The following is a 22116-nucleotide window of genomic DNA, read 5'->3' as shown; positions in this document are numbered from 1 at the left end:
CCGGGTGTGAAGGCGGCATGAAGTCTGCCGCGAGCGGCGGCGTTCGCCACGTTGGTGTGCGCGGGTCCGGGTGCCGATCGCCGCATCCGAATCCGGGGATGTCTTCCCTGGGTACCGCGCCGGGAAAGATGCGCTCGGCTACTCATGACCCGGCGGCGGTCACGGCCGATGATGAAGGCCAGCGAACGCCGAACCCAGGAGACAGCACATGCTCAGCCGCCTCGCCGACGTATTGGTGCCGGTCGCCGGCCGTCTGACGGTCACCACCGACCCGGGAGCCAAGGTCGCTCCGGGCAGCATCATCGCCGCGAACCACACCTCGTTCGCCGACCCGGCTGTCGTCCTCGCCGCGCTGCACCGTCTCGGGGTCCGTCCGGTCGTCATGGCGGCGGCGGGCCTGTGGCGCGTCCCGCTGCTCGGCCGCGCGCTCGCCGCTGAAGGGCACATACCCGTCCACCGCCGCGACCGGCGCGCGGCGAACGCCCTGGACGCGGCGGCCGAGGCGCTGGAGCAGGGCCGTTCGGTGCTGATCTACGCCGAGGGCGGTCTCCCGCATCGGACCGACGCCGGCGAGACGGCCCCCGAGGCGTTCCGCAGCGGGCTGTCCCGGCTCAGCTCCCGCAGCGGCGCTCCGGTGGTGCCCGTCGGCCAGGCCGGCGCCCGCCGGATCACGTCGGGCAGCACGGCCAAGCAGCTCGCGGGCCTGCTCACGGCGCCGCTGCGACGCCCCGACCTGCACGTCCATGTAGGGACGCCGGTGCATCTGACGGGCGACAGCGCGGACCGCACGGCGCAGGCCCGTACCGCGGTGACGGCCGCGTGGCGCACCGCCACCGGCCGGCTCGGCGAACCCGCCGCGCTCGCCGCGTAAGTCAGCGAACGGGCGTCTCGTGATCGGTGTCGGTGTCGGTGTCGGCTGCGGCCAGAGCCCGCAGCCGTGGCGCGACCTCCTCACCGACCCGGAACGCCTCCTCCAGATGCGGATAGCCGGACAGCACGAACTCGTCGACACCCAGCCGCCGGTACTCGTCGAGCCGGGCCGCCACCTCGTCGTGCGAGCCGACCAGCGCCGTGCCCGCGCCCTCCCTGACCAGGCCGATCCCCGCCCAGAGGTTCGGCGAGACGGTCAGCCGCTCCGGGTCGGTCGAGCCCGCGTTCAGAGCTGCCATGCGGGCCTGCCCGGTGGAGTCCATCCGGGCGAAGCGCTCCTGGGTGGCCCGTACCGTCTCCGGGGCGAGACCCTTGAGCATGCGGTCGGCCTCGCGCCACGCCTCGTCGGCGGTGTCGCGGCTGATGATGTGCAGACGCAGCCCGTACCGCAACGCGGGGTTGCGCACCCGCAGTTGCTCCACCCTCGCGGCGATGCCGGCCGGCGGCTCGCCCCACAGAAGCTGGACGTCGGCGCGCCGTACGGCCACGTCCTGAGCCGCCGGGGAAGCGCCGCCGAAGTACAGCGGGACCGGGTACTCGGTGGCCGGGTCCGTCAGCCGGGCGTTCTCGATCCGCAGATGACGTCCCTCGTGGTCGACGCGCTTCCCGTCCAGCAAGTCCCGCAGTACGGCCATGATCTCGTCCGTGCGCGCGTAGCGCTCGTCGTGGTCGAGATGGTCGCCGTACGCCCGCTGCTCGGCCGGATCGCCGCCGGTGACGATGTTGAGCCGCAGCCGCCCTCCCGCGAACCGCCGGAACGAGTCGGCCTGTTGGGCCAGCAGCGTCGGGCTGGCGAATCCGGCGCGGAACGCCACGAGGAACCCGATCCGCTCGGTGTGCTGGGCCAGCGCCGAGGACAGGATCCACGGATCGACGCAGCCGAGACCCACCGGGGTCAACAGGGAGGCGAACCCGGCATGTTCGGCGGCGCGCGCCACCTGCGCGAGATAGCCGATGTCGGCGGGCCGCCGCGTGGCGGCGGCGGTGCGCTTCTGTACGGCGGTGACGCCACCGGGGTCGCGGCCGTCACCGCCCGTGGGCAGGAACCAGTGCAGCAAGGGGGCCATGTCGGCATCCTGGCCGGTCGGCGCGGTACGACACAAGATGCGTCTGGCATCCGGGCTTCGCCGTATCAGGGTGTGAAACGGCTCGCGGCCAGTGAGCATGGCCGATTTTCGACTACAGCAAAGGTCAGGCACTGGGCGCGGCCGGCGCCGTACTGCAGTCGGTGTCACGCAACGTACTCGCGTCGCCCGGCACCCTCGCCGTGGACGCCGGCGCCTGTCTCACGGTCGTCGCCGTCGCGGCGTTCGGGATCACCCTGCCGCCGTTCCTGGCGGGCGGTACCGCGCTGATCGGCGGACTGCTCGCCGCCGGCCTCGTGCGATGAGATGACGCGGTGGGGCCGGTAGGGTCCGCACCATGAAGGACCGACTCCAGGACGTCGACGACGCACAACTGCGCCGTGCGCTGCGCGCGTGGGACATCGACGCCGTCTCGCTCACGTACGCGCCCGTCGGCTTCGGCGACCACCACTGGACGGCGACCGGCGCCGGGCGGCGCCGGTGGTTCGTCACCGTCGCCGACCTGGCGCACAAGCCGCACTGCGGCGCGGGACCCGAAGCCGCCTTCGACGGCCTGCGCCGCGCCATGGACACCGCTGCCGCCCTGGCCGACGGCGGGCCGAGCGACCAGGGGCTGGGGGACACCGTCGTGGCGCCGCTGCGCTCGGCCGGCGGCGAGACGCTCCGCCGGCTCGGCGGCCGGTACGCCGTCAGCGTCTTCCCGTACGTGGACGGCGCCGCCGGTGACTTCGGCGACCGGCTCACCGGCCGCGAACGGCGCGGCGTCCTGGACGTGTTGGCGGAACTGCACCGGACGCCGGCCCCGGCCGACACCCCCGAAGCCCCGCTGGGGCTCCCGGCGCGCGTACAACTGGACGACTGCCTCGCCTCGTTGGACCGCCCGTGGGAGGGCGGACCGTACGCCGAACCGGCCAGGGCGCTGGTGGCACGCCACGAGGCGGCCCTGCGCCGCCGGTTGGCCGAGTTCGACCGGTCGGCCGCAGCGTTGGACGCCAGGGCGGGCGAGCGCGTCGTCACCCACGGCGAACCACACCCCGGCAACCTGCTGCGGCGCGGCGACCGGCTCCACCTCGTCGACTGGGACACCGTCGGTAGGGGACTCCCCGAGCGGGATCTGTGGCATGTGGCCACGGACCCCGGCGACTTGGAGTACTACGCGGCGGCGACCGGCCACCACCCCGACCCGGCAGCGATCGACTTCTTCCGGCTGCGCTGGGCACTGGACGACGTGGCCGCGTTCCTGGCCGACTTCCGCTCGGCGCACGGCCGTACGCCCGACGCCGATGAATCATGGGAGTTCCTTTCCGCCACCCTGGCGGAGCTGGCCCGACAGACCTGTGAAGCCCGCCGCCCACCCTGCGAGAGCCGTAGCGTCACGAGGCCGTAGAGTCACGGCATGTCCTTGCGAATCCGTATGCGCCAAGCCCTGCCGGAAGCGATGCGCGCCCGCGACAAGGTCGCGATGCGCGCCCTGCGCTCGACACTCTCGGCGCTCGACAACGCCGAGGCGCTTCCCGTGGACGAGGCCGACGTACGCAGCGGGGCCATCGAACACTCACCGGTCGGGGCCGGTGCCACGGAGGCGGCGCGGCGCGAGCTGAGTGAGAGCGACGTACGGGACATCGTCAGCGCCGAGGCCGCCGAACGCCTGGACGCGGCAGCGCAGTTGACGTCCCCGGCCCACGCGGACCGAGCCGCGCAACTGCGCGAAGAGGCAGCCGTGCTGCGCCGATTCCTCGACGACTCCGAAGCGGCCTAGCGCGACAGGGCGCGCAGGCGGCTCGCGGCCAGGCGCGCGCCAGGCGGGTCACGACGACGGCGCCGCCCCGAACCGCGGAAGGTCCTCAAGCCCTAGTACGCCAGGAGTGAGGCCAGCGTTCCGAGGTTGTCCCGCATGCCGCGCTTGAACAACTGCTCGGCCACAGGCCCGAGCAGGGCGGCCGGCCCCGGAAGTCCTGATGCGCTGATCGTGCCTTCCAGGGCGAGTCGGGTCGCACGCCGATGGGGCTGGGCACGGAAGCGGTAGACGAACGGGGTCGGCCCGCTCAGCGAGGTGAAGGTGACCTCTTCGCCCGCCGAAAGGCTGGTGATCGCCACCTCGTTGAGCGTCGGCCCGCCAGGGAGGTTCCGGTGCACCTCGTACCGGGTGCCGAGGCCGCCGGTGCCTTCGACGCGTCGTACGCGCTGCACCGCTGAGTACCACTTCGGCATGGTGGTGAAATCGGCCACGAAGGCGAACACCTTGGCCGGCGGGGCGGAGATGTCGAGGCTGAGCTGGAACGTCACGGGGTCCTCCACGTGCGTACGGGGTTCGGTCAGACGGTCATCGGGCCCGGCCCTCCTCGGCGGCGAGGCGGTTGGCCAGCGCCAGTCCTGCCGGTGACTGCCGGGTGAACGCGTGCAGGAACGCGATGAGCGCTTCGGTGTCCGTCGTCGCGCTCGCCCGGTCGATCAGGTCGTAGAGCCTGTTCTCGATCTCGGCGACCCGGGCGGCCTTCTCGCGGCCCTGCGGGGTGAGCGTGAGGCTGACCTGGCGCCGGTCGTGCTCGCTGATCGTCCGCTGTACGAGACCCGCGGTGACGAGCCGGTCCACGATCCGGCTCGGGCTCGTGCCCGTGTCGCACACGAGCATCCCGCCGAGTTCCCGCAGGGCGAGCGGGCCGTGATCGGCGATGATGCGCAGCGCTTCCGACTGGGCGGGAGTGACGTCGATCTCGGACAGCAGCACGGTCAACTGGCGGTTGCCTTCCCGCTGCGTGGCGAGGATGAGGTAGCGGATCTGTTCTGCTGTTCTCAACTGAGTTCCCTTTCGTACTGCCGCCGCCGCAGCGCTTGCGCCAGGAGCCCGGCTGCGGCCGGGTCGTGGGCGGCGAGAACCGGCATGCCGGGGTGGCGTGCGGCCAGCTCGTTGATCCGCCGGGTCGTCTCGTGCAGTCCGGCCGCGTTCCCGACCCCCGGCACCCGGTCCGCCGCCAGCAGCCGCACATCGTACGTGACGTCGCCGACGAACATCATCGTCGGCAGCCCCTCGCCGCGCAGCAGCAGCGACATCGAGCCCGGCGTGTGTCCGGGCGTGGGCAGGAGCAGCAGCGAGCCGTCCCCCATCACGTCGTGCGCGTGGGTGAACGGTGCGATCGCGGGGTCCGCGACGGGCTGCGGGGTGACAGGGCTCCAGTGCACGCCTGGGAGTTGGATGTGCTCGCGCAGCAGACCGGCGAAGGCCGCGAACTTCCTGTCCACCTCGGCGAGTTCGGCCGCGCCGACCAGCACCCGCGCCGAACTCGGCAGCTCGCGCAGGCCGCCGATGTGGTCCTGGTGCAGATGGGACAGGATCGCCACGCGCACGTCGGCGATGTGGTAACCCAGGGCGCTGAGTCGCTCCGTCAGCGTGGCGTCCGCAGGGACGTCGAACTTGGCGAGGCGGCGGTAGACATGTCCTGCCGGGCCGCCGGGGAAGTAGCCGGGGTCGGTGACCGAGCGCCGGTCCTGGCCGGTGTCGAACAGCACCAGACCCTGGTCGTGCTCGATCACGTACACGTTGATCGGACGGGGGTCCGTCCAGCGACGGGAGGTGTTGAGCCACCACAGCAGCGGGGTGCCGTTGGTCTCGACGTGTTCCGGACGGATCTGGACGGTGCCGGTGCTGATGACCGAGACCCGATTGACCTGGCGCATGAGAAGCCCCCTTGTGTTTACGTGTCACCACATGTATGCCGCGACATGTATGTCGTGACACCTATTGGACTCCGACGCGACACCCCTGTCAAGCGCCGCCGCTGTGAGCAGCGCGGACGCCCTCTCCCAGAAGCTCACCCCGAGGTCTACCGGCCGTCACCGCGGCCCGGCACAATCGCCCGTATGACGATCACCACGGCCGCACCGCCCGCGCACCGCACCCCCGTCGCCCTCGTGCGGGGGTTTCTGACGGGCGGTGTGATCGGGGCGTCGCTCGCCGCGCTCGTGGTCGGCGCCGTCATCAAGGAAGTGCCCCTGTTCGTCGCGGGGTTGGTGCTGCCCGTGGTCTACGGGCTGCTCCTCTTCCTCGCCGGTGTGCCGCGGCGCGCCCGCGAGGCGGCCGTCCCGCCCCGCACGGCGCTCGCGATGATCGAGAGCCTGCGGGCCATCGGGGGAGAGTCGAGCGACATACCGGTGCGGTTCGACCTCACCGTCGCACCGGACGACACGCCGGCGTACCGGGTCGAGACCACGCAGGACATCAACCTCGTCGACCTCCCCGACTACCGGCCGGGCGGCATCCTGGTGGTCCAGTACCCGCCGGACCGGCCGTGGAAGGCGCGCATCGTGAAGCGGCCGACACCCGAGTGGGAGGAGCGGGCGGCCGGCGCCCGCATCGACTCGGCGCCCAAGCCGGCCGTGGCGCGTGAGGCCCCCGAGGGCTGCGGCTTCGGATTCCTCGTGCTCCTCGGGCTGCTGCTCGGCGCCGCCGCCGTGATCCTGCTGTTCCGCGCCGATCTGTTCGACCAGGAAACCACCGCCGGCCCGTCCGCTCCGGTGCTGCCCTCCGTCTCCTCGACGTCGTCGACCACGGTCGTCTCGTCGTCGTCCGGCACGGTCGCCGTCGGACCCGGCCAGTCGCTGCTCGACCAGGGCGAGTTGCGCCGGGCCGTCGACTCGCTCACCAAGGGCAAGGACGAGAGCGGGCGCCAGGCCCTCACCGTCGTCCTGCAAGAGCGCCTGCTGTCGGTCGTGTTCGCCCCGACCGGCACCAAGGCCCCGCGGTTCGACCTGAAGTTGCTTCCCTACGAGCGTTTTCCCGCCCTGGTCGAAGAGGCCCGCACCGGTCTCGGCGTCCGCTCACCGCAGACCTGGCAGCTCACCGCCGACAGCCTCACCGGCTCCCTCGTCATCAGGGTCGGCGTGACCGGCCCCGAAGGATCGGCCTCACTGGAGGCCGACCGCGACGGCAAGGTGGTGCGGCGCGTCGCCGCGCGCTGAGCGCTTCGGCAACCGCGCACCGGGCAGTGCCGTCCCTGAAAACGGCACGGACGTCATCGGATCGGCAGGAGCAGGAGGAGGACGCGTGGGCTGGCACGGTTATCTGGCGCTGTGGTGCGCGGTGTTCGGCGCGGTCGCGCTGGTCGGGTACGGCAGGTCGCTGGCCGGGGTGACCCGGGCCCAGCGGACGGTCCGGGTCATGGGACGCATCGAGCGGGTGCGCGAGCCCAAGCACGGGGCCTCCCAGGTCGGCGGAGTGTCCGTGGTCGTCACCTTCCAGGACCCGTCCACCGGCGAGGAGTTCACCGTGACCAACGACGGTGAGCGCGGTGAGAGCATCGCAGCGGCCTGGACCGGCCGGGAGGTCGGAGTCCACTACCCGCCCGGCAGGCCGCACGCCTTCCGGTTCATCAACGACCTGTGGGAAGGCCGGCACGGACTCGGCCTGCCGAACTGCGCGGTCTTCCTCGGCTACGCCGGGCTGGTGGCCGCCGTCGTGATCGACCGCGGCTGGCAGTGGGCCCTGCTCGGCTTCGGGGTGCCCTGGAGTGTGTCCGTGGCGTACTTCCTGCCGCAGAGCGCAAGGAAGTTGAGCCGCCGTATCGACAGACTGACGTCCCGGGCCGCCGTCCCGGGGCGCGTCATCGCCGTGCTCAAGGACGTCAACACCGACGAGGAAGGCGACACCCTCACCAGCCACACACCGGTCGTCGCGTTCACCACCCACGAGGGTGCGGCCGTCACCGCCTACTGCCGCTCAGGTCTGCCGGACCCCGTCGGCTCGTACGGCCGCGACGTCACCATCCACTACGACCCCGACGACCCGGCCGTCTTCACCCCGGACCTCGCAGCCGAACGCCGCTCCCGGAACCACGAAATCGCCTTCGGCGCCGTGGCACTCGGCATCGGCGTGGCGGCCGTCGCCGTGGGAGCGGCGGCGCTCCTCGGCGGCTAGCGCGGCTTATCAGCCGCCTTGCCCGTCCGGCTCAGGCGTTCACCCCGGCGAGCAGCGCGGCGACCGCCCGCGCCGAAGCCGTCGACGCTCCGTGGGTGCAGATGTGCGCTGTGCCGGGCAGCAGTCCCGGCAGTCCCGTTTCCACGATGACGGCGTCCGGGCGCGCCGCGACCAGTTCCGCGAGGGACTCGGACATCCAGGAGTGGCGTGCGGCATCCCGTACGACAACGACCAGCGGACGGTCGGCCGTTGCCTCGATGCCGCTGAGCCGCAGCACTCCGGCGTCCGCGCCCAGATCGTCCTGGCCGAGCCGGACGCTGCTGGTGCCGGGCATCAACTCGCTGAGGGGGGCGGCCACACCCCAGGGGGTCTGCTTGTCGATCGCCAAGTGCGTCGCGGGCGCCAGCTCGACCACGTGCGGCGCCGCGGTCAGGGGAGTGCGCGCGCGGGCCGCCTCGCTCAGGAGTACGGCCCGGCGCGCCGCGCCCAGACCGACGGCCGGGTCGGGTGCGCCGGCTGCGGTGGTGCGGCGCAGCTCCGCCGACCAGTCGGCGAAGTCCGCCACCCGGCGCGCCGCGTCAGCGAGCCGCTCCTCGGGCAGGTCGCCGCTGAGCACGCCGTTCACGAGCGCGTCGATCAGCCGGCGAGCCGTCCCCTCGTCGGCGTTCTCGCCGCCGACGCAGACGGCGTCGGCACCCGCCGCGACGGCCCGGACGGTCGCGTTCTCGATGCCGTACCGGTTGGAGACGCCGCCCATCTCGATCGCGTCGGTCACGACGAGCCCGTCGAAGCCCAGTTCCTCGCGCAGCAGAGTGTGGAGGATGCGGGGGCTGAGGGTGGCCGGGGCGTCCGGGTCGAGCGCCGGCACAAGGAGGTGCGCGCTCATGATCGCGCGGGCCCCGGCGGCGATGGCCGCGCGGAAGGGCGGCAGCGCGTTCGTCGCGATGTCTTCGACGCCGGCCTCGTAGGTGGGCAGACCGTGGTGGGAGTCGACGGCCACGTCACCGTGCCCGGGGAAGTGCTTGGCGCACGCGGCGACGCCGGCCGCCTGGATGCCGCGTACCCACGCGTCCGTGTGCCGGGAGACCACCTTGGGGTCGGCGCCGAAGGACCGTACGCCGATGATGGGGTTGTCCGGGTTCAGATTGACGTCCACGCTCGGTGCGTAGTCCAGGGTCACCCCGGCGGCCCGCAGCTCGTGGCCGAGGTCGGTCGCGACGGCGCGGGTGAGTGCCGTGTCATCCACATAGCCAAGGGCGTGGTTTCCGGGGCGCGTTGAGCCGGTACGCGCCTCGATCCGCGTCACGTCGCCGGATTCCTCGTCGATGGCGATGACGAGATCGGGGTTCTCCGCGCGCAGTTGGGCGGTCAGCCGGGCCACCTGCGCGGGCGACTCGATGTTCCGGGCGAACAGCACCACGGAACGCAGGCCGTCCTGGATGGAGTTGAGCAGCCAGTCGGGGGCGCTGGTGCCGACGAATCCCGGTTGCAGGAGTGCGAGGGCCAGGCGTCGAAGCTCCTTGTCGCTGCTCACGTTGGTGTGCCTTTCGCGTAGGGCGCGGTGGAACGGCCCAGGGCGCGGCGACCGGCGGCACCGCGTTCCAGGTCTGGACCATTGATTCTGGGCCTACGACACGCGGACCTGTCAAGTGGTCTGGACCAGAGTTGACCCAGGGTTGGGCAGCGCTCCCCGCTGTTACCAGGCGAGAGAGCCAATTGTACTGCTCAGTAGCGTGATTGATGTGGCGTGAGAGGGACGTGGGGCATTGACAGGCGCGCATGGTCTAGTCCAACTTTATGGGCACACGGGGTTCGACACAGCGTTTGGAGCGCACCTTGCTCGGCCCTCTTCGCGACCCCTGCTCACCCCTCTCTCCCTCCGTCACACCATCGCGTCCGCCCTTACCTGATGCTGCGGTACGGCGCGGTGATGTGACGCTCCGCCTTCCCACTCCCTCTTCACCGAGCCTTGGAGTCACTCATGGCAACGGCTGAATCCCATCTGCACCGCGCCGCGACGGACCGCCCCTACTTCAGCGCGGACGGCGAGACGTACCTCGCCCAGACCGCCCTGCGCGACCTGCGCAAGAACCGCCCCCTGCGCGTCCTGACCGAGGAGCAGTTCACCTTCTGGCAGACCTACGGCTACGTGGTGGTCAAGCAGGCGGTGCCCCGCGAGGACGCCGAGCGGCTGCTCGACGTCGCCTACGAGTTCCAGGGCCTCGACCCTGACCGGCCCGAGACGTGGTACGGGGAGCGCGAGCACCGCTCGGAGCTGGACCAGGAACTGCACATCTACGGCTTCGTCGAGGCGTACCACCACCAGTTGATGTGGGACAACCGGCAGCGCCAGCGCGTCTACGACGCCTTCGTGGACGTATGGGACTGCGAAGAGCTGTGGGTGACGCTCGACCGGCTCAACCTCAACCCGCCCAACATCAAGGACCGCGACCGGTCCCTGATCGAGTTCCGGCCCACCGGCTTCGACATCGACCTGCACTGGGACGTCGACAGCACCCAGCGCATCCCTCCGCAGCGTGTGCAGGGCATCATCGCCCTCAACGACACCGTGGCCGAACAGGGCGGGTTCCAGTGCTGCCCCGAACTGTTCCGGCAGTTCGACCACTGGAAGGCCCACCAGCCGGCCGACCGCGACCCCATCAGGCCGGCCGTCGACCGTACGGAAATGCCGGTGATCCGCCCCGAGTTGGAGGCCGGCGACCTGCTGATCTTCAACGGCCACCTGGCCCACGGTGTGGCGCCCAACCTCTCAGCCGCCGGTGTGCGGGCGGTGCAGTACCTGTCGATGATGCCCGCGCTTGAGGGGCACGAGAAGATACGGCGCTCCCGCGTCGAGTCCTGGCGCGATCTCAGCACGCCGGACTGGAACCCCACCCTGGTCGGCGACCCGGTGCGGCCGGAGGCCGAGCGCTACGGGCAGGCCCGGCTCGACGACTTGGGCGAACGGCTGCTCGGCCTGAAGTCCTGGCACGACGACGGCACGCAGGACGGCGACGGCACGAAGAACGACGAAAGCACGCAGGGCGGCGCAAGCACGCAGGCGAGCGAGGGAGCGTCGTGCGCAGAGTCTGCCTGACCCTTCCCACCAACCGGGAATGCTCCGCCACGATCGCCCTCCTCGCCGACGAAGCGGCCTACGCCGTCACGCACTTCGAGGCCGAGGTGCACCTGCTCGTACTCGACTCGTGCGAGCCGGCCGTGTACGCCGAGCACGCCGAGGCGGTCGCCCGGCTGCCGCACCACCCCCGGGTGGTGGTCCACCACCTCGACGAGGACGCACAGCGCCACTTCCTGCGCGAGGTCGTCACCCGCTCCGGGAGCACGAAGAACGACCTGCTGCTCGACCTGATGCTGCCCGCGGGGATCTCCTACGGCGCCTGCACCAACCGGGCCTTCCTCATCGGCGAAGCCCTCGGCTGCACGTCCGTGCACCGCAGGGACTCCGACAGCCGCTACCAGCAGCGGGACGGTGCGTGGGCCTTCCCCATCCACCACGAGCTGCTCGCCATCGGCCTCACCGCGTCCGACGTCGCCGAGCGCGTGGACGAGTGCGACCTGACCCCGCAGGAGGCGGGCCGCCGCGTGGCCATGGTGGGAGCGTCCTTCGTCGGCGAACCCTCCGTGGACCTGGCCGAGATGGCGGCGGCCGACCCCGCCACGTACGAAGAAGTGGTGGGTCTGTGGGCGCCGCTGGACGCCACGGAGGAAGCCAGGCGGGAACTCGTCGCCGAGTCCTTCCTCGGCGCGGGACAACGGTCCTTCCAGGGCGACCACGCGCTGCTCACCCGCGTGGACCCCATGCGGGTGGACATGTGCAACATCGCCTTCCACGGCGTACACACCAGGGTTCCGCTGCCGCCCGCCACGGACACCATCGGCAGTGACTACTTCCTGATCCATCTCGTGCACGACGCGGGACTGCCCGGCGTCCTGCACAACCGCGACATCGTCAACTACTACACCAACGAGCGGCGGACCGACGCGGGCTTCGTCGCGTACCAGACGCGGTACGTGAAGTTCCTCCTCTCCATGCTCCATCTCCACTTCTGCTACGCCGAACTCGCCGCGGCCGGAACCGAACTGCTGCTGGCCGACGGAACGGTCGACACCGCGCGGGTGGCCGCGATCGTCCGGCGCAGCACCCAACTCGACCTGGCGGAGAACGAGGAGCGCCTCGACCGGCTCGACGCCGCCTACCGGAGACTCGGCGGCCGGTACGCCGACCTCGCCGACCACCTCCGGCCGCGGCGCGCGCGACTGCTGGAGGAAGCCCGCGCCGACATGGCCGACTTCGCCCTCCTCGTCGAGTCCTGGCAGGGACTCGTCCACGCCGCGGGACAGGTGGGCCTCAGTGCCACGTCCGACGGCGGACGGACAGGTGCGTCGTGACGGACTCGCGGACGTCCCCCCGTACCACGGAAGAGGACCGCATCGTCTACGACCTCGACGCGGTGGTCGCCGCCTATGCGGAACTCCGCGCCGAACTGCCCGGCGTCGACGTCAGGTTCGCCATGAAGGCGGCGCCCGCCGACGAGATCCTCGGCGCGCTCGCCGCCGCAGGCGCCGGGGTCGACGCGGCAGGACCGCAGGAGGTGCGCCAGGCGCTGCGCGCCGGCGTCCCGGTGGCCGACATGCACTACGGCAACACCGTCAAGTCCGACGAGGACATCGCCAACGCCTACGCCCTCGGGGTGCGCACCTTCGCCACGGACAGCCTGGAGGACGTGGCGGCCCTGGCCGAATTCGCCCCGGGGGCCCGGGTCTTCTGCCGGCTCGCGGTGGACGGCGGTGGCGCGCTGTGGGGGCTGAAGAACAAGTTCGGCTGCTCGGCCGCCGACGCCGTACGCGTCATGCGGGCCGCCCGCGACTCCGGACTCGTACCGTCCGGGCTCTCGGTGCACGTCGGTTCGCAGCAGATGGACTCCGACGCCTGGCGCAACGCCTTCGACCGGCTCTCCGACGTGCTGGGCACCCTCAGCGAACACGGCATCGCCCTGGACCACGTCAACCTCGGCGGGGGCCTGCCCGCCCGCGGCTACCTCGACCGCGACGGTGTGCCGCTCGACCCGCCGCTGGACAAGATATTCGCCACGCTCCGCGAGGGCACCGAGCGGCTGCGCGCCGCGTACGGGAAGCATCTGCGCCTCGTCGTCGAGCCGGGCCGGGCGCTGGTCGCCGAGCACGGGACCATCCACGCGCGCGTGGTGCGGCTGACCCGGCGCGAGATGCCCGACGGCGAGATCCAGCACTGGCTCTATCTGAGCTGCGGGAAGTTCAACGGCCTCTACGAGATGGACGCGTTGCAGTACCGGCTGCGCTTCCCCTCGCACCCGACCGGCCGCTACGTCCCCGCGGTCGTCGCAGGCCCCACCTGCGACAGCGACGACGCGTACGCGCACGACCACGGCCTGGTACGGGTTCCGGAGAACCTCGCATCCGGCGACCCGGTCGAGGTGCTCTCCTGCGGCGCCTACGCGATGAGCTACACGACCCAGGGGTTCAACGGCTTCCTGCCGCTGACCACGGCCTTCACCGGGGGCGCCGCCCCCGTACCCGGGCCGGACGGCGCCCGATGACGCAGTCCACGACGATCCGCGTCCTCACCGAGGAGGACTGGGACGACGTCGTAGCCCTGGAGGCCGGTGCCTACGCCGCGCTGGGGCTGTCCGAAGGCCGGGCGGCCCTCCGCTCCAAGGCGGCGGCCTCGCCCACCACCTGCTTCGTCCTGCGCGCCGACGCGCTGGTGGTGGGCTACCTCCTCGCCCTGCCCTACCCCGCGAGCCGGGCACCCGCCCTCGACCAGACCGAGACGAGCCGCTACACCTCGCGGAACCTGCACCTGCACGACGTGGTCGTCGCCCCCGCCCACCGCGGTCGCGGGCTGGGGCGCCGGCTCGTCGACCACCTCGAAGACACCGCGGCGGCGCACGGCTGTACGGAGGTCTCGCTGATCGCCGTCGCCGGAGCCGAGAGCTACTGGTCGGCGCTGGGCTACACCGCCGCCCCGCACGTCCCCACCGCCGGCTACGACCGTACGGCGGTCTACATGTCCCGTTCCCTGCTCTCCCGTTCCCCGCGTTCCCGCGCCGACACACCAGCCGATCACCGACGGAGTTGACGACGTGCCGTCCCCTGTTCCCTCCTACCGCCGCGGCCAACTCGCGACGGCCGCCCTCTTCTGCGCCCTCGGCTTCCAGTACGCCACCTGGGCCGCGCGAATCCCCGCTCTCAAGTCGGAGCTGGGTCTCAACGCGGCAGGAGTCGGGGTCCTGTTGATGGCGGCGGGGGTCGGATCCTGCGTCTCCTTCCCGCTGGTGGCCCTGCTCATGAGGCGGCTGGGCTCCCGGCGGCTCGCCCTCGTCTCCACGGTCGGGCTCGCCGTGGTCCTGGTGGCGCTCGCCGCCGCCCCCAACTACCCCGTCGCGCTCCTGGTGGTGTGTGTGGACGGGGTGGTCGTGGGCTGCCTCAACACGGCGATGAACGCCCAGGGCGCCGCCCTGGAGGCACACCACGAGCGGCACACCATGGCCAAACTGCACGCCGTCTTCAGCGGGGGCTCCTTCCTCGCCGGACTGCTGGCCTCGGGAGTGCGCCTCGCGACCCCGTCGCTCACCACGCACTTCGCCGTGGCCGCCGCGCTGCTGCTGCTCCTCGCCGCCGCAGCGGCGACCGGGCTGCTGCCGGACGCGGAGCAGGCGGTGGCAGCGAAGGCGGACGACAACACCCCGCTGAAGCCGGCGGCCGGCCGCAGGTGGGCGCTGCCCACCGCCCTGGTCTGGTGGATGTGCTGCGCCATGGTCTTCGGCACCATCGTGGAAGGGGCGATGAACGACTGGTCGACCCTCTACCTGGAAGGCGTCGTGAACGCCTCGGCGCAGGTCGCCCCGCTCGGCATCGCCGTGGTGTCCGGCATGATGGTCCTCGCGCGGCTGTGCGCCGACAGGTGGCGCCGGCGCTGGGGCGACGGGCGGGTCGTCCTCGCGGGCAGCACCCTCGCCGGGCTGGGACTGGCGCTCGCGCTGGCCACCGGGGGAGTGGCCCCCGCCTTCGTCGGCTTCGCCTGTGTCGGTCTGGGCATCGCCGCCGTCACACCGTGTGTGTACGTGGCAGCCGCACGCCAGGGCGGCAACGCGCTGACGCTGGTCGCCGCCATGGGCACCACAGGACTGCTGGCCGGGCCCCCGCTCATCGGATTCGTCGCGAGCGCGAGCAGCCTGCGCTGGGGCCTCGCCTGCGTGTCGGGCGCGGCGCTGGTGGTGGCCGTGTGCAGTACGCGTATCCGCTGGCAGCGCGAGACGGACCAGGCCGCCCCGACCTCAGTAGTTGAGGAATCAATCAAGTCGGTCTGACGTTGTCCCGGGCATGAAGCGCATCGGTTTTCTGTCTTTCGGGCACTGGTCCGACACCAGGCACTCACAGACCAGGTCGGCGGCCGACGCCCTGCTCCAGGCTGTCGACCTCGCTGTGGCGGCCGAGGAGCTGGGGGCCGACGGTGCCTACTTCCGCGTCCATCACTTCGCCCGGCAGCTCGCCTCGCCGTTCCCGCTGCTCGCCGCGATCGGCGCCAAGACGTCGCGGATCGAGATCGGCACCGGCGTGATCGACATGCGGTACGAGAACCCCCTGTACATGGCCGAGGACGCGGGCTCGGCCGACCTCATCTCCGGCGGCAGGCTCCAGCTCGGCATCAGCAGGGGATCCCCGGAGCAGGCCGTCGACGGCTGGAGCTACTTCGGCTACGCCCCGAGCGGCGACGACACCGAAGCCGACATGGCGCGCAAGCACACCGAGGTGCTGCTGTCCGTCCTGGAGGGCAAGGGCTTCGCCCAGCCCAGCCCGCGGCCGATGTTCGCCAACCCGCCGGGACTCCTGCGCGTCGAGCCGCACTCCGAAGGGCTTCGCGACCGCATCTGGTGGGGCGCGGCGTCCAACGCCACCGCGATCTGGGCCGCCAAGTCGGGTATGAACCTGATGAGTTCGACCCTCAAGAACGACGAGGGCGGCGCCCCCTTCCACGTACAGCAGGCCGCGCAGATCCGCGCGTTCCGCGAGGCGTGGGCCGAGGCGGGCCGGCAGCACGAGCCCCGGGTCTCCGTGTCGCGCAGCGTCTTCGCGCTCACCACCGACCAGGACCGCGCGTACTTCGGCGGTGAGGGCGAGAGCGAGGACCAGATCGGCCATATCGACGCCGAAACGCGCGCGATCTTCGGCCGTACGTACGCCGCCGAGCCCGACGTGCTGGTGAAGCAGCTCGCCGAGGACGAGGCCATCGCCGAAGCGGACACGCTGCTGCTGACCGTGCCGAACCAGCTCGGCGTCGACTACAACGCCCACGTCCTGGAGAACATCGTCAGCCACGTCGCCCCGGCGCTCGGCTGGCGCTGATCCCCCAACCGGCCGGGGCCCCGCGTGTCAGGAGCGGGGCCCCGGCCGGTCGCGGTCAGGGCGGGTCAGGCCCTGGTGATCGTCCTGCCCGGCATCGGCTCGGCGAGCGCCGCCCGCGACGCCGGCGCGCCGAAGGTGTCAGCGAAGTACTGCGTCTCGTGCACGACATGCCCGTCGGCGAATTCCATGACGCTCACCGAGCAGGTGGGCACTCCGTCGTACGTGATGACGCACTCGCTCACCCACAGATCCCCACCTCCGGTGATCCGCCGGACGCTGAAGTGCCGGCTCGCGGGGTGTCCGCCGCGCTGCGCCGAAATCGTCGTACGGCCCCGGAACCGCTCACCCGACTGGGGGTAGTCGAGGACGGCGTCTGCGGCGTAGATGGCGTGCTCGGCCGCGATGTCGCCGCGCTCCGACGCGCGCCAGTGCTCCTCGACGGCGGCTCTGGTCCGGGCATCGGGATCCATCGGGATCAGTTGGCCTCGGCCGCGGGCTCCAGCACGAAGACGGGGATCACCCGGTCCGTCTTCGTCTGGTACTCGGCGTAGTCCGGCCAGACCTCGACGGCGCGGGACCACCACAGGTCGCGCTCCGCCCCCTCCACCTGACGGGCCGTCATGTCCTGCCGTACGGCGCCGTCCTGGAGCTCGACGAGCGGGTGCGCGACCAGGTTGTGGTACCAGGTCGGATGCTTGGGCGCACCGCCCTGCGAGGCCACCACGGCGTACGTCCCCTGATGCTCCACCCGCATCAGCGGGTTCTTGCGGATCTTGCCGCTCTTGGCTCCGAGGCTGGTGAGGACGATGACGGGTACACCCCGCAACGTCGTACCCTCGGCGCCCCCGGAACCCTCGTACAACGCGACCTGTTCGCTCACCCACTGCTCGGGGCTCGGCTGGTACTCGCCGCTGAGAGGCATGCTGTCCTCGTTTCCCTGGTGGGGGGTCAGGGTGACCGGCGCGCTGCCGGCTGCCTCGGCCCCTCGGTCGGATCTGCCACCTCCATGATCCCTCACCTGCCGGCCTGCGCCGGGCCGGCCTGCTGGCCGAGCCCCGTCGTTGTGCCAGGCGCATACTGGGGATGTCGCGGCGACGTTTTGTGCCTCTGATCCGCAATTCACCGGAAGAGAGAAGTGAGAGCCGTGCACCTGACGGCAGCGCTGAACTCCGCGAGGTCGGAGTGGGACGTCATCGTGCTGGGCGGAGCGGCGGCAGGCGAGAACGCCGCGCAGTACGCCACGCAGTTCTCCGACCTGGACGCGGTGCTGGTGGAGGCGGATCTCGTCGGGGGCGAATGTTCGTACTGGGCCTGCATGCCCAGCAAGGGACTGCTGCGCCCGGTCGAGGTCCTCGACGAGGCGTCGCACGTGCCGGGCATGGCCTCCCTGGTCGACGGGGGAGAGCTGGACGTACCGGCGGTGCTGGCGCACCGGGACGTCATCGTGCACGGGCTCTCGGACGACTCGCAGGTGGCGTGGGCGCTCGGCGCCGGCATCGACGTGGTGCGCGGGTACGGCCGGCTGACGGGGGAGCGCCGCGTCGAGGTGACCGGTGCTTCGGGGGAGACCCGCACCCTCACCGCCCGGCACGCCGTGGTGATCGACACGGGATCCGCACCCGCCGTCCCTCCTGTCCCGGGTCTTCGCGAGGCCCGCCCCTGGACCTCGCGGGACACCACGAACCTCCACCACGTGCCGCCTCGTGTCGTCATACTCGGCGGTGGTGTGGCGGCATGCGAGGCGGCGACATGGCTGAGCGGCCTGGGAGTCGCCGAGTTGAGCCTCGTCCACCGGGACTCCGGCCTCCTCGCACGGCAGGAGCCCTTCGCGGGCCAGTTGGTCGCGGAGCGTCTGGAGGCGGCGGGCGTGCGCCTGCTTCCCGGCCGGACCCTCACCGAAGTGGACCGCCACAACGTGCGTGACACGGGCGCGGGTTGGACGCACGGCGGGGAGGTCGCTGTCCATCTGGACGACGGAAGCACCCTGCGCGCCGACGAGATCGCCGTCATGGCGGGCCGCGTTCCGTGCACCGACGACATCGGGCTGGAAACCGTGGGGATCACGGGCGGCGGATTTCTCGACGTGGACGACCAGCAGACGGTCCGGGGCTCCACCGGCCAGTGGCTGTACGCCATCGGCGACGTGTGCGGCCGGGCGCTGCTGACCCACATGGGCAAGTACCAGGCCCGCGTGGCGGGTGAAGTGATCGCGGCGCGGGCGGCCGGCGGAGATGATGCCTTCGGGCCAAGGAGTCGCCTCAGCAGCGGCGAAGGCCATCGCGCCGTACCCCAGGTGACGTTCACGGTCCCCGAGGTCGGCTCGGTCGGTATGACGGAGGCGGCGGCGGACGCCGCGGGTGTCGACGTCGAGACGGCGGAGTACGACATGGCCGGCCTCGCGGGCACCTACGTCATGCGCGAGGACTACACGGGCCGGGCCAAGCTCGTGATCGACCGCGCGACGGACACGCTGGCCGGCGCGACCTTCGTGGGCGCGGGAGTCGCGGAGCTGGTGCACTCGGCGACGACGGCGATGGTGGCGCGCCTGCCGGTCGCGGACATGTGGCACGTCGTACCGAGCTACCCGACGGCGAGCGAGGTCTGGCTCCGCCTCCTGGAGACCCTGGACGCCGATCGACGAGCCGCCTAGGGCCTGTCTGACACATGCCGCCTGGCTTGCGACGCCCGGCACGCACGCTCGCCGCGTTGTCAGGCTCGGCGGGCTCGTCGGCGTATGTCCAGTACGTGGACGACCCTCCGCCTTGCGATCGCACGCACCAGACGCCGCAAGCCCCGCCCTGAGGGCGGACGGCGCTATGTGTCAGACAGGCCCTAGCCGACGGTGCCCGCCCCAGGCCCCTTCGGCGGCCCTTTCGGTAGCCCCTTCGGCCGTCAGCTTCCGGCTCGGCCGGGGTCGCTCGGGTGCTCGCTCAGCCGCGTCGTCCGTGCGAAGAGCCACCCGGCGAGCGGGAGGGTGCTCAGGACGGCCTGCATCTCGCCGGTGTCCCGGGCGCGCCACAGCCCGAGCGCGCGGCTCTCACCGGGCGTCCGCCAGAGGCGTACCAGCTTGCCCTCCCCCGCCAGCTCCCGGGTCCGTACCGCCTCCGCCGCTGTCGCGTCCTCCCGCGCCTGGGACGGGCCGACGTCCGAGGCGATCGGGGAGAAGGTCACCAGGAACTCCGTGCCGGCTTCCGGCGCACCGGCCCGAGCCGGTCCCGGGTCGTTGGGGTGAGGGGTGAGAGGCGTGATCTCGTCGCTGCGCCACACCCGCAGGGGCATCGAGGCAAGCGTCTCTTCGAGCCGTAGCGCGTCCGACGCGGCGAACAAACCGAGCGTGCGCCATTCGCCCGGTTGCAGCGGCGGGCGCCACAGGCGCAGCAACTGCCCCTGCTCGGCGAGCCGGCGGGAGTTCACCGCCTCCCGGGCGCGGACGGCGTCGACCTCCGCCTGCGAGGTTCCGTCCGGAACGCTCGTGGTCATCGTGACGAGGAACTCCATGAACTCATCCTCCGGCGAAGGCCGGTTGATCGCACCCCGTGATGGCTGCGGGCCGCAACCCGGTATACGGTGAAAAGTGGTGGTTGTGCACGACGGCACCACCACCGGACGGCGGTGTGAGCTGTGACGACATCATGCGACCTGCTCTTTGTGGTGATGGATTCGGCTGCGACGACACCGGTCGAGTCGGGTGATCTGTCGCTCGCGCTCGCGGGGGCCGAGCTGATCGATCTGGTGGCCGACGGCTCGGTGCGGGTGGTGGACGACCGCGTCCTGCCCGGGAGCGGGAGCACCGGGCCTGACCGCCTTCTGGGCGGGGCCGTCTCCTCGATGGTGCGGGAGGCGCCGTTCGAAGCGGTGGAGGAATGGCTGTGGCGCCGGGGGCGCGGCCTGTCGTGGCGGTACGTGGACGCTCTCGAAGCCGACGGGCTGCTGACCCGCCCGCACCGGCACCGGCCGCATGTGCGGGCCGAGGAGAAGACCCTGACCGACTCGCCGGTCCGCAGGGCAGCGCTGGACCGCTGGGAGTCGGGCGACGCGACGCTGGTGCGGCTCGCGCACAGCCTGGGGGTCGAGCAAAAGCACACGGGCCGTCCGCCCGCACCGGTCGGCGAGGCTGTCGCCGCGGTGGTCGCGGCGGTGGACCGGGCCGTGGCCGAGCTGGCGGACGAACGCGACAAGCGCGTGCACCGACTGGAGGACGCGGCCGCCGAGAACCGGCGGCGGGGATACTGATCTCCGCCGCGGCGATGAGTGCGCCGGTCTCCCGGGGTCTACCTACTGACCGGAACGACCGCCACATCGGGAGTAGGCATGGGCCGCATCGACATCGAACTGTTCGCCACGCTCGACTTCGTCGGGCAGGCGCCCGGCGGCCCCGAGGAGGACCCGGTGGGGTTCCCGTTCGGCGGCTGGCAGGCGCCCTTGGTGGACGAGGTCACCGGGGCGCAGATCAGTGCCGCGTACGAGGGCACGGACGCCCTGCTGCTCGGCCGGCGCACCTATGACATCTTCGCCGCCTACTGGCCGCACCAGGAGGACGGCGAGATCGCCACGCTCTTCAACAGCATCCCCAAGTACGTGGCCTCGCGCGGCAGGCCCGACCTCTCGTGGGCCGGATCCAGCCTGCTCGGCCCTGATCTGGCCGGCGCGGTACGCGAGATCCGCGACCGGCACGAGCGGGTGAAGGTCGTCGGGAGCCTGCACCTGGTGCAGACGCTCCTGCGCGAGAAGCTGTTCGACCGCCTCGACCTCTGGGTGCACCCGGTGGTGCTCGGCGTCGGGAAGAAGGTGTTCGACGGTGGCGCCGTACCCACGAACCTCACACTCCTCGAACCCCCGGCCGCCGGTCCGAAGGGCACCGTGCACCTGCGCTACGGGCTGGCCGACGGCATCCCGAGGACGGGCGACATGGGCGCGCCCGAGCGCGACTGACCTCGGAGCGCGACCGGCCTCAGTGGGGGAGGAGCTGCTGGCCCCCGTCCACGTCGAACGTGGCGCCGGTGAGCGCGTCGTTGGCCATGATGTGCAGCGCCAGCGCGGCGACATCGGCCGGGCCCACCACTCGGCCGATGGGCAGTGTGTTGCGCAACTCCTCCCGCCGGGCGTCGAGTTGGTCGCCGAGGAGCGATGCAGACAGCGGAGTGTCCACAAATCCTGGTGCGATGAGGTTCACCCGTACCGGCGCCATCTCCAGGGCGAGATTCGCGGTGAGCGCGGGCAGCGCGGCGCTGAGCGCGGTCGCCACCGCCATGCCCGCTCCGGGCCGCCGGGCTCCGGTGCCGCCGATGAACAGCAGTGTGCCCCCGGCGCGGACCTTGTCCCGGCTGTGGAGCGCGACCCCGAGGGTCACGGCGAAGCGGTCGCCCACCTCCTGCCGCACGGTGGCGAGGTCCAGGTCAGCCAAGGGCGGGTAGGACGGCCGTCCCGCGGTGACCATCACATGGTCGACAGGTCCCCGCAGATCCTCGAAGAACTGCCCGAGACGCTCGTTGTCGGTGGCGTCGAACACCGCCGTACTGCGGGGGTCGAGTTCCAGCGCGGCTTCGCGCAGGCGTTCGGGATTGCGGCCGACCAGCACCACTTGACCGCCGGCCGCGCGCACCTGGCGCGCCGTTTCGAGCCCGATGCCCGCGCTGGCACCGATCACCACGACGGTCTGACCGGCGAAGCCCCCGGTGCTGTGGGCCCCGGTAACAACAGGTACGGCAGCCATCCAGACCTCCGGCTTCTCGTCCCCCCGCCCCCTACCGTTCGCCCTTCCCCGTACCATCGTCGCCCCTCGGG

Annotated in this window: 23 protein-coding genes and 1 pseudogene; 15 read left to right on the top strand and 9 right to left on the bottom strand. The window is 71.7% G+C overall.

The window, feature by feature from the left end:
* Positions 1–208 precede the first annotated feature (208 nt).
* Positions 209–871: a lysophospholipid acyltransferase family protein gene (locus ACZ63I_RS06020; protein ID WP_469335804.1), complete on the top strand. Its 663-nt coding sequence runs from the start codon at positions 209–211 to the stop codon at positions 869–871.
* Position 872: 1 nt separating this feature from the next.
* Here the strand turns inward: ACZ63I_RS06020 and ACZ63I_RS06015 are convergent, their stop codons facing one another.
* Positions 873–1997 carry an LLM class flavin-dependent oxidoreductase gene (locus ACZ63I_RS06015; RefSeq protein ID WP_469335802.1) on the bottom strand — a complete coding sequence of 375 codons (1125 nt, stop codon included), beginning with the start codon at positions 1995–1997 and terminating at the stop codon, positions 873–875.
* 122 nt (positions 1998–2119) lie between these two features.
* Here ACZ63I_RS06015 and ACZ63I_RS06010 point away from each other — a divergent pair.
* The 3 genes and pseudogenes from ACZ63I_RS06010 to ACZ63I_RS06000 form a co-directional block, all read left to right on the top strand.
* Positions 2120–2314 (top strand): annotated as a pseudogene (locus ACZ63I_RS06010) (iron chelate uptake ABC transporter family permease subunit); the annotation flags it as partial.
* Between the two features lie 38 nt (positions 2315–2352).
* Positions 2353–3402 (top strand): phosphotransferase enzyme family protein, encoded by a 1050-nt coding sequence (locus tag ACZ63I_RS06005; RefSeq protein WP_469335801.1) that lies wholly within the window; start codon positions 2353–2355, stop codon positions 3400–3402.
* 51 nt (positions 3403–3453) lie between these two features.
* Positions 3454–3774 carry a GatB/YqeY domain-containing protein gene (locus tag ACZ63I_RS06000; protein ID WP_469337008.1) on the top strand — a complete coding sequence of 107 codons (321 nt, stop codon included), beginning with the start codon at positions 3454–3456 and terminating at the stop codon, positions 3772–3774.
* 92 nt (positions 3775–3866) lie between these two features.
* Here ACZ63I_RS06000 and ACZ63I_RS05995 read toward each other — a convergent pair whose 3' ends face one another.
* The 3 genes from ACZ63I_RS05995 to ACZ63I_RS05985 are packed head-to-tail and all read right to left on the bottom strand — an operon-like array spanning position 3867 to position 5690.
* Positions 3867–4301 carry an SRPBCC family protein gene (locus tag ACZ63I_RS05995; RefSeq protein WP_469335799.1) on the bottom strand — a complete coding sequence of 145 codons (435 nt, stop codon included), beginning with the start codon at positions 4299–4301 and terminating at the stop codon, positions 3867–3869.
* 37 nt (positions 4302–4338) lie between these two features.
* Positions 4339–4812 carry a MarR family winged helix-turn-helix transcriptional regulator gene (locus ACZ63I_RS05990; protein ID WP_469335797.1) on the bottom strand — a complete coding sequence of 158 codons (474 nt, stop codon included), beginning with the start codon at positions 4810–4812 and terminating at the stop codon, positions 4339–4341.
* The gene (locus ACZ63I_RS05985) at positions 4809–5690 is read right to left on the bottom strand and encodes an N-acyl homoserine lactonase family protein (protein ID WP_469335796.1); all 882 of its coding nucleotides are present in this window, start codon (positions 5688–5690) and stop codon (positions 4809–4811) included. Before ACZ63I_RS05985 ends, ACZ63I_RS05990 begins: the two co-directional genes overlap by 4 nt.
* Positions 5691–5873: 183 nt before the next feature.
* Here ACZ63I_RS05985 and ACZ63I_RS05980 point away from each other — a divergent pair, with 183 nt between their 5' ends.
* Both ACZ63I_RS05980 and ACZ63I_RS05975 read left to right on the top strand, forming a co-directional pair.
* Entirely contained in the window at positions 5874–6971 is a 1098-nt protein-coding gene (locus ACZ63I_RS05980; RefSeq protein WP_469335794.1) for a hypothetical protein, read from the top strand.
* Between the two features lie 85 nt (positions 6972–7056).
* The gene (locus ACZ63I_RS05975) at positions 7057–7926 is read left to right on the top strand and encodes a DUF3592 domain-containing protein (protein ID WP_469335793.1); all 870 of its coding nucleotides are present in this window, start codon (positions 7057–7059) and stop codon (positions 7924–7926) included.
* A 31-nt stretch (positions 7927–7957) separates the two neighbouring features.
* Here the strand turns inward: ACZ63I_RS05975 and ACZ63I_RS05970 are convergent, their stop codons facing one another.
* Positions 7958–9460 (bottom strand): glycoside hydrolase family 3 protein, encoded by a 1503-nt coding sequence (locus ACZ63I_RS05970; RefSeq protein WP_469335791.1) that lies wholly within the window; start codon positions 9458–9460, stop codon positions 7958–7960.
* Between the two features lie 447 nt (positions 9461–9907).
* On the opposite strand from ACZ63I_RS05970, the gene ACZ63I_RS05965 reads away from it, so the two are divergent.
* From ACZ63I_RS05965 to ACZ63I_RS05940, 6 genes are read left to right on the top strand one after another with little or no spacing between them, the layout of a single operon-like run.
* Positions 9908–11023 carry a phytanoyl-CoA dioxygenase family protein gene (locus ACZ63I_RS05965; protein ID WP_469335789.1) on the top strand — a complete coding sequence of 372 codons (1116 nt, stop codon included), beginning with the start codon at positions 9908–9910 and terminating at the stop codon, positions 11021–11023.
* Entirely contained in the window at positions 11005–12336 is a 1332-nt protein-coding gene (locus ACZ63I_RS05960) for a DUF6271 family protein (protein WP_469335787.1), read from the top strand. Before ACZ63I_RS05965 ends, ACZ63I_RS05960 begins: the two co-directional genes overlap by 19 nt.
* Entirely contained in the window at positions 12333–13523 is a 1191-nt protein-coding gene (locus tag ACZ63I_RS05955) for a type III PLP-dependent enzyme (protein WP_469335786.1), read from the top strand. The genes ACZ63I_RS05960 and ACZ63I_RS05955 overlap by 4 nt, the downstream gene beginning before the upstream one ends.
* Positions 13520–14065: a GNAT family N-acetyltransferase gene (locus ACZ63I_RS05950; RefSeq protein WP_469335784.1), complete on the top strand. Its 546-nt coding sequence runs from the start codon at positions 13520–13522 to the stop codon at positions 14063–14065. The genes ACZ63I_RS05955 and ACZ63I_RS05950 overlap by 4 nt, the downstream gene beginning before the upstream one ends.
* A 4-nt stretch (positions 14066–14069) precedes the next feature.
* Positions 14070–15296, top strand: a complete 1227-nt coding sequence (locus ACZ63I_RS05945) for an MFS transporter (RefSeq protein WP_469335782.1) — start codon at positions 14070–14072, stop codon at positions 15294–15296.
* A 13-nt stretch (positions 15297–15309) separates the two neighbouring features.
* Complete coding sequence (locus tag ACZ63I_RS05940; RefSeq protein ID WP_469335780.1) at positions 15310–16332, top strand: LLM class flavin-dependent oxidoreductase; 1023 nt, start codon at positions 15310–15312, stop codon at positions 16330–16332.
* 65 nt (positions 16333–16397) lie between these two features.
* Here the strand turns inward: ACZ63I_RS05940 and ACZ63I_RS05935 are convergent, their stop codons facing one another.
* On the bottom strand, positions 16398–16802 hold the full coding sequence (locus tag ACZ63I_RS05935; RefSeq protein WP_469335778.1) for a nuclear transport factor 2 family protein: 405 nt from the start codon (positions 16800–16802) through the stop codon (positions 16398–16400).
* Positions 16803–16807: 5 nt separating this feature from the next.
* Positions 16808–17254 (bottom strand): nitroreductase family deazaflavin-dependent oxidoreductase, encoded by a 447-nt coding sequence (locus tag ACZ63I_RS05930; protein WP_469335776.1) that lies wholly within the window; start codon positions 17252–17254, stop codon positions 16808–16810.
* 222 nt (positions 17255–17476) lie between these two features.
* Between ACZ63I_RS05930 and ACZ63I_RS05925 the strand changes: the two genes are divergently transcribed.
* A complete protein-coding gene (locus ACZ63I_RS05925; RefSeq protein ID WP_469335774.1) occupies positions 17477–18982 on the top strand; it encodes a dihydrolipoyl dehydrogenase family protein in 1506 nt (501 codons plus the stop codon).
* Positions 18983–19224: 242 nt separating this feature from the next.
* On the opposite strand, the gene ACZ63I_RS05920 is transcribed toward ACZ63I_RS05925, so the two are convergent.
* On the bottom strand, positions 19225–19830 hold the full coding sequence (locus tag ACZ63I_RS05920; RefSeq protein ID WP_469335772.1) for a muconolactone Delta-isomerase family protein: 606 nt from the start codon (positions 19828–19830) through the stop codon (positions 19225–19227).
* Between the two features lie 123 nt (positions 19831–19953).
* Here ACZ63I_RS05920 and ACZ63I_RS05915 point away from each other — a divergent pair, with 123 nt between their 5' ends.
* Positions 19954–20565 carry a GPP34 family phosphoprotein gene (locus ACZ63I_RS05915; RefSeq protein ID WP_469335770.1) on the top strand — a complete coding sequence of 204 codons (612 nt, stop codon included), beginning with the start codon at positions 19954–19956 and terminating at the stop codon, positions 20563–20565.
* Positions 20566–20643: 78 nt separating this feature from the next.
* Positions 20644–21264 (top strand): dihydrofolate reductase family protein, encoded by a 621-nt coding sequence (locus ACZ63I_RS05910; RefSeq protein ID WP_469335768.1) that lies wholly within the window; start codon positions 20644–20646, stop codon positions 21262–21264.
* Positions 21265–21283: 19 nt separating this feature from the next.
* Here the strand turns inward: ACZ63I_RS05910 and ACZ63I_RS05905 are convergent, their stop codons facing one another.
* On the bottom strand, positions 21284–22045 hold the full coding sequence (locus ACZ63I_RS05905) for an SDR family oxidoreductase (RefSeq protein WP_469335766.1): 762 nt from the start codon (positions 22043–22045) through the stop codon (positions 21284–21286).
* Between the last annotated feature and the right edge of the window lie 71 nt (positions 22046–22116).

The organism is Streptomyces sp. NPDC087906 (genome assembly GCF_055584925.1).
This window is presented reverse-complemented; position numbering and strand designations above follow the sequence as displayed.